The 15,033-nt window shown below is 63.8% G+C and carries 13 protein-coding genes and 1 tRNA gene; 1 reads left to right on the top strand and 13 read right to left on the bottom strand.

Annotated elements, in window-relative coordinates; translation table 11 throughout:
* Nucleotides 1-107: 107 nt before the first annotated feature.
* The 11 genes from ACFWYE_RS27190 to ACFWYE_RS27140 all read right to left on the bottom strand — a co-directional run bounded on the left by ACFWYE_RS27190 (nucleotide 108) and on the right by ACFWYE_RS27140 (nucleotide 11,440).
* The gene (locus ACFWYE_RS27190; protein WP_379115232.1) at nucleotides 108-1,385 is read right to left on the bottom strand and encodes a polyhydroxyalkanoate depolymerase; all 1,278 of its coding nucleotides are present in this window, start codon (nucleotides 1,383-1,385) and stop codon (nucleotides 108-110) included.
* A 300-nt stretch (nucleotides 1,386-1,685) separates the two neighbouring features.
* On the bottom strand, nucleotides 1,686-2,048 hold the full coding sequence (locus ACFWYE_RS27185; protein WP_379064786.1) for a septal ring lytic transglycosylase RlpA family protein: 363 nt from the start codon (nucleotides 2,046-2,048) through the stop codon (nucleotides 1,686-1,688).
* Between the two features lie 455 nt (nucleotides 2,049-2,503).
* Nucleotides 2,504-2,588, bottom strand: a tRNA-Leu gene (locus tag ACFWYE_RS27180).
* A gap of 141 nt (nucleotides 2,589-2,729) precedes the next feature.
* Nucleotides 2,730-3,347 carry a 2,3-bisphosphoglycerate-dependent phosphoglycerate mutase gene (locus tag ACFWYE_RS27175; RefSeq protein WP_379115231.1) on the bottom strand — a complete coding sequence of 206 codons (618 nt, stop codon included), beginning with the start codon at nucleotides 3,345-3,347 and terminating at the stop codon, nucleotides 2,730-2,732.
* A gap of 23 nt (nucleotides 3,348-3,370) precedes the next feature.
* Nucleotides 3,371-4,192: a 4-hydroxy-tetrahydrodipicolinate reductase gene (dapB, locus tag ACFWYE_RS27170; protein ID WP_379115230.1), complete on the bottom strand. Its 822-nt coding sequence runs from the start codon at nucleotides 4,190-4,192 to the stop codon at nucleotides 3,371-3,373.
* Between the two features lie 3 nt (nucleotides 4,193-4,195).
* Nucleotides 4,196-6,037, bottom strand: coding sequence for an ABC transporter ATP-binding protein (locus ACFWYE_RS27165; RefSeq protein ID WP_379064780.1), 1,842 nt, complete (start codon nucleotides 6,035-6,037; stop codon nucleotides 4,196-4,198).
* A 173-nt stretch (nucleotides 6,038-6,210) separates the two neighbouring features.
* Nucleotides 6,211-7,227 carry a glucokinase gene (locus ACFWYE_RS27160; protein WP_379115229.1) on the bottom strand — a complete coding sequence of 339 codons (1,017 nt, stop codon included), beginning with the start codon at nucleotides 7,225-7,227 and terminating at the stop codon, nucleotides 6,211-6,213.
* Nucleotides 7,228-7,399: 172 nt separating this feature from the next.
* Nucleotides 7,400-8,494 (bottom strand): penicillin-insensitive murein endopeptidase, encoded by a 1,095-nt coding sequence (gene mepA / locus ACFWYE_RS27155; protein WP_379115228.1) that lies wholly within the window; start codon nucleotides 8,492-8,494, stop codon nucleotides 7,400-7,402.
* A gap of 207 nt (nucleotides 8,495-8,701) precedes the next feature.
* Entirely contained in the window at nucleotides 8,702-9,604 is a 903-nt protein-coding gene (locus ACFWYE_RS27150; protein ID WP_379115227.1) for an SDR family oxidoreductase, read from the bottom strand.
* Nucleotides 9,601-10,767, bottom strand: coding sequence for a tRNA epoxyqueuosine(34) reductase QueG (gene queG / locus ACFWYE_RS27145; RefSeq protein WP_379115226.1), 1,167 nt, complete (start codon nucleotides 10,765-10,767; stop codon nucleotides 9,601-9,603). Before queG ends, ACFWYE_RS27150 begins: the two co-directional genes overlap by 4 nt.
* Nucleotides 10,748-11,440 (bottom strand): glutathione S-transferase family protein, encoded by a 693-nt coding sequence (locus ACFWYE_RS27140; protein WP_379064770.1) that lies wholly within the window; start codon nucleotides 11,438-11,440, stop codon nucleotides 10,748-10,750. The genes queG and ACFWYE_RS27140 overlap by 20 nt, the downstream gene beginning before the upstream one ends.
* A gap of 252 nt (nucleotides 11,441-11,692) precedes the next feature.
* On the opposite strand from ACFWYE_RS27140, the gene ACFWYE_RS27135 reads away from it, so the two are divergent.
* Entirely contained in the window at nucleotides 11,693-12,631 is a 939-nt protein-coding gene (locus ACFWYE_RS27135) for an undecaprenyl-diphosphate phosphatase (protein WP_379064768.1), read from the top strand.
* Between the two features lie 83 nt (nucleotides 12,632-12,714).
* On the opposite strand, the gene ACFWYE_RS27130 is transcribed toward ACFWYE_RS27135, so the two are convergent.
* Together ACFWYE_RS27130 and ACFWYE_RS27125 are read right to left on the bottom strand one after the other, a co-directional pair.
* Nucleotides 12,715-13,692, bottom strand: coding sequence for a complex I NDUFA9 subunit family protein (locus ACFWYE_RS27130; RefSeq protein WP_379115225.1), 978 nt, complete (start codon nucleotides 13,690-13,692; stop codon nucleotides 12,715-12,717).
* 244 nt (nucleotides 13,693-13,936) lie between these two features.
* A complete protein-coding gene (locus ACFWYE_RS27125) occupies nucleotides 13,937-14,938 on the bottom strand; it encodes an Ldh family oxidoreductase (protein ID WP_379073221.1) in 1,002 nt (333 codons plus the stop codon).
* Nucleotides 14,939-15,033: the final 95 nt, after the last annotated feature.

Here is a 15,033-nt window from a genome sequence, read left to right as displayed (position 1 = left end):
ACGCGAAATCCGGTCCAGTCAGGAAAATAACGATGCGGCGGCAGGGTTCTGCGAACCATCCGCACGCAAAATGGCGGCAACATACCGCCCTATTCACAAATACGTGATCAAGCCTGAGCCGGCTTGCTGGCCTTCCGCTTCACGGCGACCCTGTTGCTGCGGCCGTAGCTGGTGATGAAGTCAACGATGCGCGGCACGATCTCCGAGCGGAAGCGCGAGCCGTTGAACACGCCGTAGTGGCCAACGGCAGGTTGCATGTAGTGTGCCTTCATGTCGGCAGGGACGTTCGCGCACAGGCTGTGCGCCGCCTCTGTCTGGCCAAGGCCGGAGATATCGTCATTCTCGCCCTCGACCGTGAACAGCGCGACGTTGCGGATGGCGCTCGGGTCGACCCTGGTGCCGCGATGCTTCATCTCGCCTTTCGGCAGGGCATGGCGCACGAACACGGTTTCCACGGTCTGCAGATAGAACTCGGCTGTCAGGTCCATCACCGCCAGATATTCGTCGTAGAATTCGCGGTGCTTCTCGGCGTTGTCGCCATCGTTCTTCACAAGGTGCATGAAAAAGTCCTTGTGGGCGATGATGTGCCGGTCGAGGTTCATGCTCATGAAGCCGGAAAGCTGCAGGAAGCCCGGATAGACCTCGCGGCCGAAGCCAGGCACCGGCCATGGCGCCGGCATGACGACATTGTCGCGGAACCAGTCGATGCCCTTTTCCTCGGCCAGCAGATTGACCGCGGTGGGGTTGCGCCGCGTGTCGATCGGGCCGCCCATCAGGGTCATGGTGGACGGCGCGAAACGATCGCCGCGCGCTTCCATCAGCGCCACCGCCGCAAGCACGGGCACCGAGGGCTGACACACCGCCATCACATGGGTGTCGGGCCCAAGCTCGTGCAGTATGTCGATGACATAGTCGATGTAGTCGTCGAGGTCGAAATGGCCAGCGGAGAGCGGGACCATACGCGCGTCGACCCAGTCGGTGATGTAGACCTCGGCATGAGGCAGCATCGCCTCCACCGTGCCACGCAGCAGCGTCGCGTAATGCCCGGACATCGGTGCCACGATCAGCAGCTTCGGGTCGCTGCGACGACCCGCCGGCAGCTGGCGCTGGAAATGGATGAGGTTGCAGAACGGCTTCGACCAGACGACGCGCTCCGTCACCGGCACGGGCTTCCAGTCGACCACGGTCTTGTCGAGGCCGAACGCCGGCTTACCGTAACGGCGCGTGGTGCGCTCGAACAATTCCGCCGTTGCGGCGACCGAGCGGCCCCATGGCGTGTGCGAAAACGGGTTGAGTGGATTGGTGTAGAGAACCCGCACCGCCTCGGCATAAGCACGTGCCGGCTGCAAGGCAGCATGGTTCATCTCATAGAACTGGTAGAACATCTAAAACGGTCTCCGCTGCCCTTGGAACGAAGGGCGACAAGCGGCCCAGCCGCTTCACTCTGTCGCAACGAAGTTAACAAGAAATTGTTGCGGCGCAATAGATCACGTTGGGTGAGTTATCCCCATACTTTAGGCCAAAGCCTTGGAAAAAGCCGGGCGGGAGGCCCAGCCGGCTATGGGTGCAGGTGCGAAGACACTGCTTGGACGTGAGAAGAGGGGGCGCCGCGCCATTGGTCGAATCAAAGAAAAAGCGCCGCTACGGGGCGGCGCTTTTTCTTTTGCTTTCAGGCAATGGCCGGATCAGACCCTGGCCATGCAGACGGCGGCGTGGCCGGAGCTGACGAAGCCCAGCTGGCTGGCAGCACCGCGCGACAGATCGAGCACCCGACCCTTGATGAACGGGCCACGGTCGTTGATGCGCACGACGACGCTCTTGCCGTTGTTCTTGTTGGTAACCTTGAGCCGGGTGCCGAAAGGCAGGCTGCGATGAGCGGCAGTCAGGGCTGAAGGGTTCATGCGCTCGCCCGATGCAGTCTTCGAGTGCAGGGCATACCAGGAGGCGCGGCCGCATTGCGCAGCGGCGGAGGAGGTGGACGCGCCGGCGGCAAGGCCGACTGCGACGGTGACCGCGGCAAGGGCGGCCTTCTTCTTGTTGATAGTCATCCCGAGGGAACGGCTCCGTTAATCGTTCGGAGGCCGTAGGGTGAAATGCGGCGGCAAATCCGGCGCGTTTCGGGCGATTCCGTGGCAGGTGCACACGTTTTGAAACACCAGGAAACAGTCTGTCAGACTATTGTCCGACGATTGGGCAGTGCAGATTGCGAATCGCGGCACCCGAAGACAGGATCCCAGTAGCGCGCACGAGTCTGATCTCCAAGTACAATTCCAGAACTCTTCCATGAAATCTGAGTTGTCGCTGGATCGTTCTGCCGTTGCCACACAGCGGATTATCCTGCGGCTCAAAACCGGCCTGGTTCTTCCATCGCCGGACAAAATCATCTGTCGAGTGTGGGAAACCTGCAGGTCGGCGTGTTGCAGGGACCGGAAATGAAAAAGCCCGGCATGGCCGGGCTTTTTGCAAATGCTAGCGGCTTCGTGTCGAAGCAGCTGCGGAAACTTGGTGCCCAGAAGAGGACTCGAACCTCCACGCCTCGCGGCACACGGACCTGAACCGTGCGCGTCTACCAATTCCGCCATCTGGGCTGGTGGGCGCTCATGTAAGCGGGCAGACGGACCCTGTCAACGCGCTTTTTTCATGCAATGCGAAGGCAGCGCACAAATGCCGGCCGATGGCGCCGGCAAATTGTCACAACGCGGCCGCCCCGCCCAGAACCGGAGCCTGTTTCAGGCCAGGACTTCCTTCGAGGCCACGGTCGAATCGGCGTTGAGCTGATAGATGACCGGCACGCCGGTGCCGAGTTCCAGCTTGACGATCTCTTCGCCCGTCAGGCCGTCCAGCGCCATGATCAGTGCCCGCAGCGAATTGCCGTGGGCCGCGACCAGAACGGTGCCGCCGGAGAGCACATGCGGTTGCAGCGTATGCAGGTAATAGGGCCACACGCGCGCGCCGGTGTCTTTCAGGCTTTCGCCGCCGGGCGGCGGCACATCATAGGAGCGGCGCCAGACATGCACCTGGTCTTCACCCCATTTCTGGCGGGCGTCATCCTTGTTCAGGCCCGACAGCTCGCCATAGTCACGCTCGTTGAGAGCTTGGTCGCGTACTGTCTTCAGGTCGCTCTGGCCGACGGCGTCGAGAATGTGCTGGCAGGTCTTCTGCGCGCGTTGCAGCGCCGAGGTGAAGGCGATGTCGAACTTCAGCCCGCGTGCCTTCAGCTTGGCGCCGGCGGCCTTGGCCTCGGCGTGGCCCTGTTCGGTCAGGTCGACATCGCGCCAGCCGGTGAACAGGTTCTTCAGGTTCCAATCGCTCTGGCCGTGGCGCACGAGCACGAGAGTTCGCGACATGTTTTCTCCTTTGCGAATATTCTTCAGGCGTTCCGGCCAAGGCCGAGCACGTCCCGCATGGAATAGAGGCCGGGCTTGCGGCCGTGCGCCCAGAGCGCCGCCTTGACGGCACCACGGGCGAAGATGGCGCGGTCCTCGGCGTGGTGGCTGAGCGTGATGCGCTCACCCGGACCGGCAAGGAACACCGAATGTTCGCCGACCACCGAGCCGCCGCGCAGCGTTGCAAAGCCAATGGTCTTCGCCTTGCGCGCGCCGGTATGGCCGTCGCGCGTGCGCACGCTGTTTTCAGCCAGCGCGATCTCGCGACCGGCCGCGGCCGCCTCGCCGAGCAGAAGGGCGGTTCCCGAGGGAGCATCGACCTTCTGGCGATGGTGCATTTCGAGGATCTCGATATCGAAATCCTCCGGGTCGAGCGCCTTGGCCGCCTGCTCGACCAGGACGGCGAGCAGATTGACCCCGAGGCTCATATTGCCCGATTTCACGATCGTGGCGTGGCGCGCGGCGGCGGCGATCGCCGCATCGTCTTCGTCCGAGCATCCGGTGGTGCCGATGATGTGGGCGATGCGCGCCTGGGCGGCATAGCCGGCGAACTCGACGGTGGCGGCGGGCGAGGTGAAGTCGAGCACGCCGTCGGCCTTGGCGAAGGCCGGCAGCGGATCGTCACCGATCGCCACGCCGATCGGGCCGATGCCGGCGATCTGGCCGATGTCCTTGCCAACGTGAGGGGAGCCCCTGCGCTCGACGGCGGCGGCAACGGTCGCCCCGGGTATCGTGGCGATGGCGCGGACCAGAGCCTGGCCCATGCGGCCCGCGGCACCCACCACCACCAGCTTCATCTCGCTCATGCGTTATCCCCCGGTCGTTCCATCGGCCCTGTCTGCGATCGCTTCGACCTTGCCGTCATCGACCAGGCCAAGCCCCTGCCCGCCTTGCAGGTTGTAGAAATGGGCATAGGCACCGTTCGGCCTGGCAAGCAACTCGCTGTGCGTGCCTTGCTCGACCAGCTGACCTTGCTCGAGCACGACGATATGATCGGCATTGACCACCGTTGACAGCCGGTGCGCGATGACGATGGTCGTGCAGTCCCGCATGATGGCGGCCAGCGCTTGCTGGACGCGGGCTTCCGATTCATTGTCGAGCGCCGATGTGGCCTCGTCGAGAAGCAGGATCGGTGCCTGGCGGATGATGGCGCGTGCGATTGACAGGCGCTGGCGCTGCCCGCCTGAAAGTGTGACGCCATTTTCGCCGACCGGCGTGTCATAGCCTTGCGGCTGCTGGCGGATGAATTCGTCCGCGGCGGCCTGTTGCGCGGCGAACGCGATTTCCTTGTCACCGGCATCCGGACGGCCGTAGCGGATGTTGTCGCTGATCGTGCCTTCGAACAAATAGGGTTGCTGCGAGACGAAGGCGATCGACTCGCGCAGCGACCGCTTGGTGACCTTGGAAATATCCTGGCCGTCGATTTCGATCAGGCCGCCATCGACGTCGTAGAAGCGCTGCAGCAGGGCGACGAGGGTTGACTTGCCGGCGCCGGATGCCCCGACGATCGCGGTGGTCTTGCCAGCCGCGGCGGTGAAGCTGAGATTGCGAATGACAGGTTGGTCAGCCGAATAGCCAAAGGTCACGTTGTTGAAGCGGATCTCGCCCTTTTCGACCTTGGCCTCTTTCGCTCCCTCGGCATCGCCTTGCCGGGGTTCGATGTCGAGCAATTCGTAGATCATGCGCGCATTGACCATGGCGCGCTCGACATTGACCTGGGTGCGGGCAAGGCGCCGGACCGGATCATAGGCCAGCATGAATGCGGTGATGAACGACATGATATTGCCGGGCGGCTGGCTGCTGTAAGCCGAACGATACACCGAATAGGCGACGACGCCGGCGATGGCGAAACCGGCCAGCATTTCCGTGACCGGCGCCAGCCGCTCCGAAACACGCGCGATCTTGTTGTAGCGGGACTCCGCCCGGTCGACGAGGTCGCCGATCTTGTGGGTGAGCTGCTCTTCCATGGTGAAGGCCTTCACCACCGCGATACCTTGCACCGATTCCTGCATGGCGCCGATCAGATGCGAATTGATCTCGACCGATTCCCGCGTGACACGGCGCACGCGGCGCATGATGTAGCTGACCGCCCAGACCAGCGGCGGCCCGATCAGGAAGATGCTGGCTGCCAGGAAGGGCGCCTGATAGACCATGACCGTCACCAGGCCGATCAGGGCAACGAGGTCGCCGGCGATCGATTTCAGCGTCATCGAGAACAGATCGCGGATACCGGCGACGTTTTCGTTGATGCGCGCCGCCAGCTGGCCCGACCGTGTCTCGGTGTAGAAGTCGATGCCCAGCTTCATGAGGTGGCCGAAGACGCGCTTCTGATAGTAGGCGACGATGCTGTTGCCGATCTTGGCGAGCGTCACGGCGGAGCCATAGGTGGCAAGACCGCGGACCAGGAAGATGCCGATGATGGCGCCGCAGATCCACGGCACCTTGTCGTACTGGTGCTTGTAGAAGAGGTCGTCGATCATGGGCTGCATGATCCAGGCCGCGCCACCGGTGGTCGCGGCCAGGGCGATCAGGCAGAATGCCGCCAGCCAGTAGGATTTCAGGTGCCCGCGACCGGCCTCTTGGTAGATGCGGCGTAACACAGCGAAGACTTCGCTGGGGTCAGCCCTTCTTTTTGGTTCGTTGGAAGCCAAATTTCAGTCCGCGCGCTGTATTCGTCGGGTCGCCCTGCGGCGTCGGGCATCCTATTAGCCTCATCGGCCGTCCTTGCCTATGGCCAATGGGCAACGCGCGCAAAATGCTTTGGCGGCAGGTTCCGCGAGGTGGCTGTGGTTTTGCGATCAGAACCAACAGGCTGGCTTGCGGCTCAGGCGCTCCAGCGCCGCCCGTCGGTCTCGACGCCAAACAGGGATGGTGCCCGCGCATAGGCTGCGAGCCCGGCCAGCGCGGCCAGCGGATGCGTGATGACATAGACAGGCATGGACCGCATCATCTCGCTGTGCGGCGCCTTGTCCTCGAAGGCGGCGCGGAAATTCCCCGCTTTCAGCGCCGGCACGATCTTCTGGGCAATGCCGCCGGTGAGGAAGACGCCGCCGCGGCTCTTGAACACCAGCGCCAGATCGCCCGCCGTTCGGCCGAGGCAGGTCACGAACAGCGACAATGCTTCTTCTGCGACAGGGTCGGATTTTGCCAGCGCTGCCGCGGTGATCTCGGCCGGTTTGGTAAAGGGAGCGGTCTTGCCGTCGGCTGCAGCGACCGCGCGATAGACATTGACCAGTCCGCGCCCGCACAGGATCTGCTCACCGGAAATGCGGCCTTCGATCTTCTCGATATGTGGAAACACCTGGAAATCGCGCGGCGTACGCGGGCCGATGTCCATATGTCCACCTTCGCCCGGCACCGGAATCCAGTGCCCGAGCGCGTGGATCAGTCCGGCAACGCCGAGACCGGTACCCGGACCCAGCACGACCCGACCGGCATTGGGTTCGGGTTCGCCGCCGCCGATCTTTTCCATGTGTTCGTCGCCGAGTGCCACCACGGCGAGCGCCTGCGCCTCGAAATCGTTCAAGACAACGACATCGCTGAAGCCGAGATCGCGCAGCATCACCTTGGGCCGGATCACCCATGGGCAGTTGGTGAGCGGAATCTCATCGCCGTCGACCGGCCCGGCAATCGCCAGCACCGCCGAATTCGGCCGTACCGAGGAGTGGTCAAGCACGGCGGCCTGAATGGCGGCATCGATCGTCTCGAAATCGGCGGTCTGGACGATGTGCGGCTCGCCGGCCTCGGCATTGGCGTCGAGCACGACGGAGAAGCGCGCATTGGTGCCGCCGATGTCGCCGATCAGGATCGGGAATCTCAGCCCGCCGATTGCGTCAGTCATTCCCATCCCCGGTTCGATGCGGCGATGGCTCGCCTTGCGTTCGCAATTGTCAGCCTTGTTGCAAGTCTTCATGCCGATTCGGCCGGCTGCAACCGCCTCAATCGATTGAATGCTATAAACAAACAAAAACGCCCGGGAAAGGGCGCTTTCGTCTGTTCCAGGCGATGGGATGTCAGTTGCCGGGACGTGGACGCGGCAACGGGATGCCGATCTTCGGCGTCGGCGCGAAGGCATTGGCCGTCACCGGGGTCAGCGGCGCCTCGCCGATCGTGCCCGACGGTGGCGGTGCAGGCTCTGGCGATGCGGCCACGGCGACCAGCGGCCGGCCATTGCCGTAGTAGGTCGCTGCTTCCGCCGACACCGGCCCAGGCGCCTGCAACACCAGGCGGCATTCCTTCGGCAGGCTTGCCATGGTCATGATGTCACGTGCCTTGGGAGCGTCCGGGTTCTTGTTCGGGCGCCATGGTTCCTCGGTGAACCACCAGGCCAGTGACTTGTCGCAGCCGTCGCCTGCCGCTGTCGCCGCCTGCTCCTTGCAGCCATGCGATCCCGGCTGGCAGCCGATGCGGACATGGAAATGATAGTCGTGGCCCCAGAACGGCCGGATCTTGCGCAGCCAGCCGCGGTCACCCGTCACCGTATCGCAGAGTTTCTTCTTGATGCCTGGATTGACCAGGATGCGCTCGACTTCCGGATAGCTGGCGGCGCGCTTGAGCAGTTGCGTGTGCTGGGCCGTCCATAGCCGATCGTAGACGCGATGCGTCTTTGGATCGACCATCAGCATCGCGCTCTTGTTCTCGCGCTCGGCGATGGTCAGGTCCCGCCGCGGCTTCGGTGTCAGCCAGATGTCGGCATCGAGGCCGATCTGGTGCGAGGCGTGACCGGTGAGCATCGGCCCACCGCGTGGCTGCGAGATATCGCCGAGCAGGAGGCCCGGCCAGCCGTCAGCTTCGGCGTCGCGCGAGAATTTCTCGAGCAGCGCGATCATCGCCGGATGGCCCCAGCGCCGGTTGCGAGAAGGACGCATCACCGTCCAGGTGTCACCCTCCAGCGGGATCGCGACACCGCCCGTGAAACAGCCCTTGGAATAGAAGCCGAAGGACTGCGGCTCGGTTGCCGCCGGCAGTTTTTCAGCGCCGAACAGGTCCTTGGCCAGTTCCTCGGCCATGACCGGACGCGTCTCTAATTCGAAAGCGCCAGCGAATGCCGCCACGCCCGCCAATGCCAGGATTGTCTTGCGTGCAATGGTTCGCAGCCGTTCTGTCACTTGCCCACTCCCTGCTCGCGCAGTCCCTTCACTGCAGCTGTCGCAATCCGAATCATACCACGGAGCGACCGTTGCATGCGATCACCAGAGCGCCGCGCGTCCTTTTCGACGCGCAAAGGTCGCTCCAGCATTTTGAACTGACGCATGACGGGTGGCGCATGCCACCCTTCCTTTCCGAAAATCGATTCCGATTTTCGGAGTCATGCGCTAGCGCTTCATCGCGCTGCGTGCCGCTCCCTTGTCCCAGTCTCCGCTCGCCCACATGTGGTCGAATGCGGCGTGGTAGTCGGGGAAGCGGAATGTATAGCCCGCTGCCTTGACCGCCGCGTTGGAGACACGCTTGTTCTCGCCATAAAAGGACCGCGCCATGGGCGAAAGTTGGGCGGTGGCGAAATCGGTTTCCGGTGGCGGCGGCACGCTCATCAGGGTTGCGGCGTAGGTCACCACGTCCTGTGGCGGTGCGGGCAGGTCGTCGGTGACATTGAAGACACCGCCTGTACCATGCCCTGCAAGATGGCGCAGAGTGCCGGAAATGTCGTCGCGATGAATGCGGTTGAAGACCTGGCCCGGCTTGATCAGTCGCTTGGCGGTACCGTCCTTCAGATTGACGAAAGCGTTGCGGCCGGGGCCATAGATGCCGGAAAGGCGCAGCACGGCGACCGGCCTGCCGATCTCGTTGCCAAGGCTTTGCCAGGCCTGTTCCGCCTGCAGTCGCAAGGTGGAGCGATCAGACACCGGCCGGCATTCGGCGCTTTCGTCGACCCAGCCGCCGCCATGATCGCCATAGACGCCGACCGTCGACAGGTAGCCGATCCAGCGCAGCGCCGGCATGCTGGTTGCGATCACGCCGCGCGCCGCCTGCAGCACGGGTTCGCCCGCCATCTCCGGCGCAATCGAGATCACCAGATGCGTGGTTTCCGCGAGTGCGGTTTCAATGTCCGATGTGAGTGTTCCATCGAAGATCAAGGGCTCGATGTTGGTCTGCCGAAGGGTGTCGAACTTGCCCTGCGACCGCGTCGTGCCGACAAAGCGCCCGAAATCCGGGTTCTGGGCGGCGAATGCCTGGGCGGAATAGCCGGCGCCGAAAATGAAGATCCTGTTGCCGGTCATGCTGCCCTTCCGTCGTTGTCGGTCACGCCCAGAGCCAATCGCCATTCGTCCTGGACAGCGCTGTCGTTTTCGTCCTGCAATGCTGCCGTTGCCAGCTCGCGCACTGTATCGCCAGCCGCCAGCCGCGACAGTGCCCACACCGCCGCACCCCGAACCAGCGGCGATTGATCGGCAAGCAGTTCCCGCGCCGGCGCGACAAGGCTCTGGTCATCGGAGTTGCCAGCGGCAATCAGCACATTGCGGAGGAAACGGTCGCGGCCGATGCGCTTGACCGGCGAACCGGAGAACAGTGTGCGGAAGCCGGCATCGTCGAGCTTGAGCAGATCGGCGAGCGCCGGTTCGCGCAGATCGGCCCTTGCAACGAGCTTTGCCTCGGAGGCTGCCTGGGCGAACTTGTTCCAGGGGCAGGCCGCAAGGCAATCGTCGCAGCCATAGATGCGGTTGCCGATGGCGCCCCGGAATTCGGGCGGGATCGGCCCTTTGTTCTCGATGGTGAGGTAGGAGATGCAACGGCGTGCATCGAGCTTGTAGGGCGCCGGGAACGCATCGGTCGGGCAGGCATCGAGACAGGCGCGACAGGAGCCGCAATGGTCTTCCTCCGCCCTGTCCGGTTCGAGTTCCGCCGTCGTGAAGATCGAGCCGAGAAACAGCCACGATCCATGCGCGCGGCTGACAAGATTGGTATGCTTGCCTTGCCAGCCCAGCCCCGCTGCTTCGGCCAGCGGCTTTTCCATCACCGGGGCGGTGTCGACGAATACCTTCACATCGCCGCCCGCCGCCGCGACGATCTTGCCGGCGAGTTCCTTCAGACGACCCTTGATGACGTCGTGATAGTCGCGGTTGCGGGCATAGACGGAGATCGCGCCGCGATCGGGCAGCTGCTGAAGCGCTCGCGGGTCGTGATCGGGGCCATAGTTCATCGCCAGCACGATGATGGAGCGGACATCAGGCCACAGGACGGACGGATCGGCCCGGCGCTCGAGTGTTTCGGCAATCCAGCCCATCGAGCCGTGATAGCCGGCCGCCACGAAGTCGGCCAGCCGCGCCGGTGCCTGCGGGATGGCACCCGGCGTGGTGATGGCGACGGCATCGAAGCCGGCACGCCGCGCTTCACGGTCGATCAGTTTACGCAGCTTGGCCTGGTCAGAAATCGAGGTCCGCATAGTGCGACACCGGCGACAGGCCGCGGACGCGATCGGCCAGAAGCGGACGGAAGGAAGGGCGCGACTTCACGCGTGTGTACCACTCGCGCGCTGCGCCGTGTTCGCGCCAGTCGATCTCGCCCAGATAGTCGAGGACGGAAAGGGTCGCCGCGGCAGCCAGGTCCGCATAGGTGATGCGACTGCCGGCCAGCCAATGCCGCGTTCCGGCCAGCCAGTTGGTGTATTTCATATGCTGGCGGATGTTGGCGCGCGCCGCGCGGATGGCGGTCGAATCCGGCGAACCACCGCCGGCATCCGCCGGCATGTGCGGCTTCAGCACCCGCTCGCGCACCAGATGGCGTGTCACTTCGCTCTCTGCCTTGACGAGGTACCAGTCCGTAAGCCGGCGGATTTCCGCCCGCTCCATCGGCCCTTCCACGAAGAGGCGCTTCTCGCGCTTCAGCACGCCGCGCGTCTCGTCGAGATATTCGGCGATCACGCCGGCGCCGATGATCGGCACGTCGCCTTCGGCAAGCAGGATCGGCAGCGTGCCGGCCGGGTTGAGCGCCAGGAACTCCTTGCGCCGCGTCCAGGGTTTTTCCTCGATCAGTGCAAGCTCCTCGCCATACTCGCCGAAAGCGAGGCGTACGAAGCGGCAACTGGCGAACATGGGGTGGTGGAAAAGCGTCAGCATCGTCCGAATGATTATATGCGCTGGCGAATCGCTGGCCGCGCCGATAAGTCTTTATTGCCCGAATACACGGGTTGTCAGGGTGCTGCGAGCTATAGGAGCAGTTGGGCACGCTGACAAGCAAGCCCCGACGCTGCATTCGTCACAGTTTTGCAACTTTGGCAGTGTTCTAAGCGCCTGTTCTACAGATTCGAGCGCGAGCGGACGCAAAGACCGGGTCCCGCTTTGCCGATCGCGCCGCCCGCGAGGTACTTTATGAATTTCCAGACTTTGGTGGAAGCACTGCTGCTCGGCCTGCTTGAAGGGCTGACCGAATTCCTTCCCGTTTCCTCGACCGGCCACATCCTGCTGGCCGGCCATTTCCTTGGCTTCGAGTCCACCGGCAAGGTTTTCGAGGTGCTGATCCAGCTTGGCGCCATTCTCGCCATACTCAGCCTCTATGCCGGCAAGATCTGGGCGTTCCTGCGCCGGCCGGGCGCGTTCGGCCGGCTGGTCGAGGCAGCAATAGGCTCGATCGCTTCGATCATATGGCTGGGCGGCTGCGCTTTCGAACTGGTTGCAGCAACCGTCAGGCGCCGTCGCGTCAACATGTTCGTGCCGCCGGAAATCTCGAGCGACCACAGCGTGCGCCTGCTGGTGGGCGTGTTCCTGGCCTTCCTGCCGGCGGCCGTCATCGGCGTCCTGGCGCATGATTTCATCAAGACGGTGCTGTTCGAAACGCCGAAGCTGATCTGCATCATGCTGATCCTGGGCGGCATCGTGCTCCTGTGGATCGACCGGCTGGATCTGAAGCCGAAATATCACAACGCCTCGGAGCTGCCTCTGTCGATGTGCCTGAAGATCGGCCTGTTCCAATGCCTGGCGATGATCCCGGGCACCTCGCGCTCGGGTGCCACGATCGTCGGTTCGCTCCTGATGGGCGTCGACAAGCGGGCGGCGGCTGAATTCTCCTTCTTCCTCGCCATTCCGACCATGCTCGGCGCCTTCACGCTCGACCTGATCAAGAACCGCCACCTGCTGACGAGCGGCGATTTCCCGATCATCGCGGTCGGCTTCATCGCGGCCTTCATCACCGCGGTCATCGTCGTGCGCAGCCTGCTCGGCTACGTCTCGCGGCACGGCTACTCGCTGTTCGGCTGGTGGCGGCTGATCGTCGGCGGCGTCGGGCTCGTTGCCCTGTTCATCTGGGGCTGAGCGCAAAGAGCAATTCCAGGAGTTGCCCAAAGAAGAAGGCCGGAGCGATCCGGCCTTTTTTGATGCTTGCGAAGTTGGAAAGATCAGGCTGCGGGCTTGCGTTGATCGAACTGTCCGGTGGCACGGAAACGCCAGAGATAACTTGGCAGGATCGCCCCGATCGTGCGCGGCGTGATGCCCATCGCGGCGAAGGTACGGCCTTGCCGGATCGCTTCTTCGGAAACGACATTGTCCGACATCAGCTGTGTGACCTGATCATTGGTGAGCAGCGGCTTCGGCAGCAGTTCCAGGATCGAAGCCTGGAGCCTGGCCGCCCACCACGGCACCGACACCAGCAGGCGCTTGCGCTCGATCACTGCCAGCATCTCCTGCATGCACTCCTTGAAGGTCAGTACCTTCGGCCCGCCAAGCTCATAGATCTTGCCACCCTCGACGGCGCCGTCGACCGAGCGTGCGATCGCCTCGGCGACATCGCCGACATAGACCGGCTGCAGACGGGTTGCGCCGCCACCGAGCAGCGGCAGGACAGGCGAGAACCGCGCCATGGCGGCGAAGCGGTTGAAGAAACCGTCCTCCGGTCCGAAATTGATCGATGGCCGGTAGATCACGGCATCCGGTATGGTCTCGAGAACGGCTTTTTCACCGAGTGCCTTGGTGCGGGCATAGTCGGATTCGGAATCGACGCTGGCACCGAGCGCCGAGACATGGGTCATGCCGGCGCCCACCGAACGGGCGGCCTCGGCGATGGCGCGCGCGCCGAAATCCTGCACGGCACCGAAACGCTGGCGGCCGCCTTCGTAAAGGATGCCGACGAGGTTGACGACATGGTCGGCGCCCTGGACGGCGTGGTCCACAGACCAGCGCACGCGCACATTGGCCTGGATGGGCTGGATCTGGCCGACATTGCCAAGCGGCTGCAGATGGCCGGCGAGGTCGGGACGGCGGCAGGCGACCCGGATGCGATAGCCGCGCATGGCCAGCGCGCGCACCACATGCCGCCCGACGAAGCCTGAGCCGCCGAAAACGACGACGAGCTTGGGGGTTTGCAGGATTTCGGTCATGGCTGGCTCCGGCGCACGAAAGCTTGGCTAGCGCATCGGCCCGAAAATCGACATCGATTTTCGGAAAGCGCGATGCGTAGGTTCAAAGTCCTAGAGCGTCCTCTGCGCGTCCACGGACGCGCGGCGCTCCAATGCCGTTTCATAATGGGTTTCTCGCCAAAGGCAAAGGGCGACAGGAGGTCGCCGCCATTGGTTTTATGGACGCGTGTCGGCGTTGACCGTCGACCGCCGAGAAGCTCCCGCTTCAGCGTTTGTGCCGCTCGGCGAAATCGGCGATGCGCTCGACGATTTCCTTGGAAACGGTGATGCCGCGCGCCGCGGCTTTTTCCGTCGCGGCGGCTTTCGAAAGACCGGGAATGTGAACGCCGTAACGGCGGTCCAGCCGGTTGATCTGGTCCTTCATGCGCTTCTCGAAATCGGGATCGAGCAGCTTGGGCTCGATCGCCAGCACGAACAGCCCGGTGCCGGGGCTGTCCGGGCCGCCGCTGAACCACGGTGCGTCGAGCGACCAGTTCGCGCCGGATAGACCGGCCGCCAGAACCTCGACCATCAGGGCGATGTTGGCGCCGCGTGCCCCGCCGAAGGCCAGCAGCGCGCCCTTCATGGCGGAGGTGGCGTCGGTCGTCGGATTGCCGCCGGCATCCAGCGCCCAGCCTTCCGGGATCGCCTTGCCGTCGGCTGCGGCCTTGCGGATGTTGACGAAAGCGGTTGCGCTCGACGACTGGTCGATGATCAGCGGCGCGCCGTCGGCTTGCGGGCAGGCGAATGACATCGGGTTGGTGCAGTAGACCGGCTTCGTCGAACCGGAGCCCGCTAGCACGGCCGGACCGTTGGTGGCGGCGAAGGAGATCAGCCCCTGCGCGGCGAGGCGTCCGGTGAAATAACCGAGCGCACCGGCGGTATAGGCATTTTTCTGCGAGAAGATCGTGACGCCGAACAGCTTGGCCGCCTTGGCCAGGTCGTCGAAAACACGGTCGAAGCCGGTATGGGCCGCGCCACCGTTTGCGTCCGAGAGATAGACGGCGAGTGCCGGCCGGGTGATCACCGGCTCGGCCTTGCCGCGGATGCGTCCGGCCTCAAGCGCCTCCAGATAGTCGATGTAGTGGGAGAGGCCAACGGCCTTGTTGCCTTCGGCCTCGGCGGCGATCGCGGCGGCGGCAATCGAACGGGCGGTTTCATCGCTGGCGCCGGCACCGAGTGCCGCCATGCGGCAAAGTGCTGTGGCCTGTTCGAGACTGAGCTGCATGCCTTCCACCCCCGGAGCATTTCCGTTTTCACGGAAACACTCTATCTCCTTGTTTTGACGCATGATCTTATCCGAAAAGTCTGCAACTTTTCGGG

This window comes from Mesorhizobium sp. NPDC059025 (assembly GCF_042739655.1).
Taxonomy (GTDB): Bacteria; Pseudomonadota; Alphaproteobacteria; order Rhizobiales; family Rhizobiaceae; genus Mesorhizobium.
The sequence above is the reverse complement of the archived record's forward strand: the minus strand, read 5'-3'. Positions and strand labels throughout refer to the sequence as shown.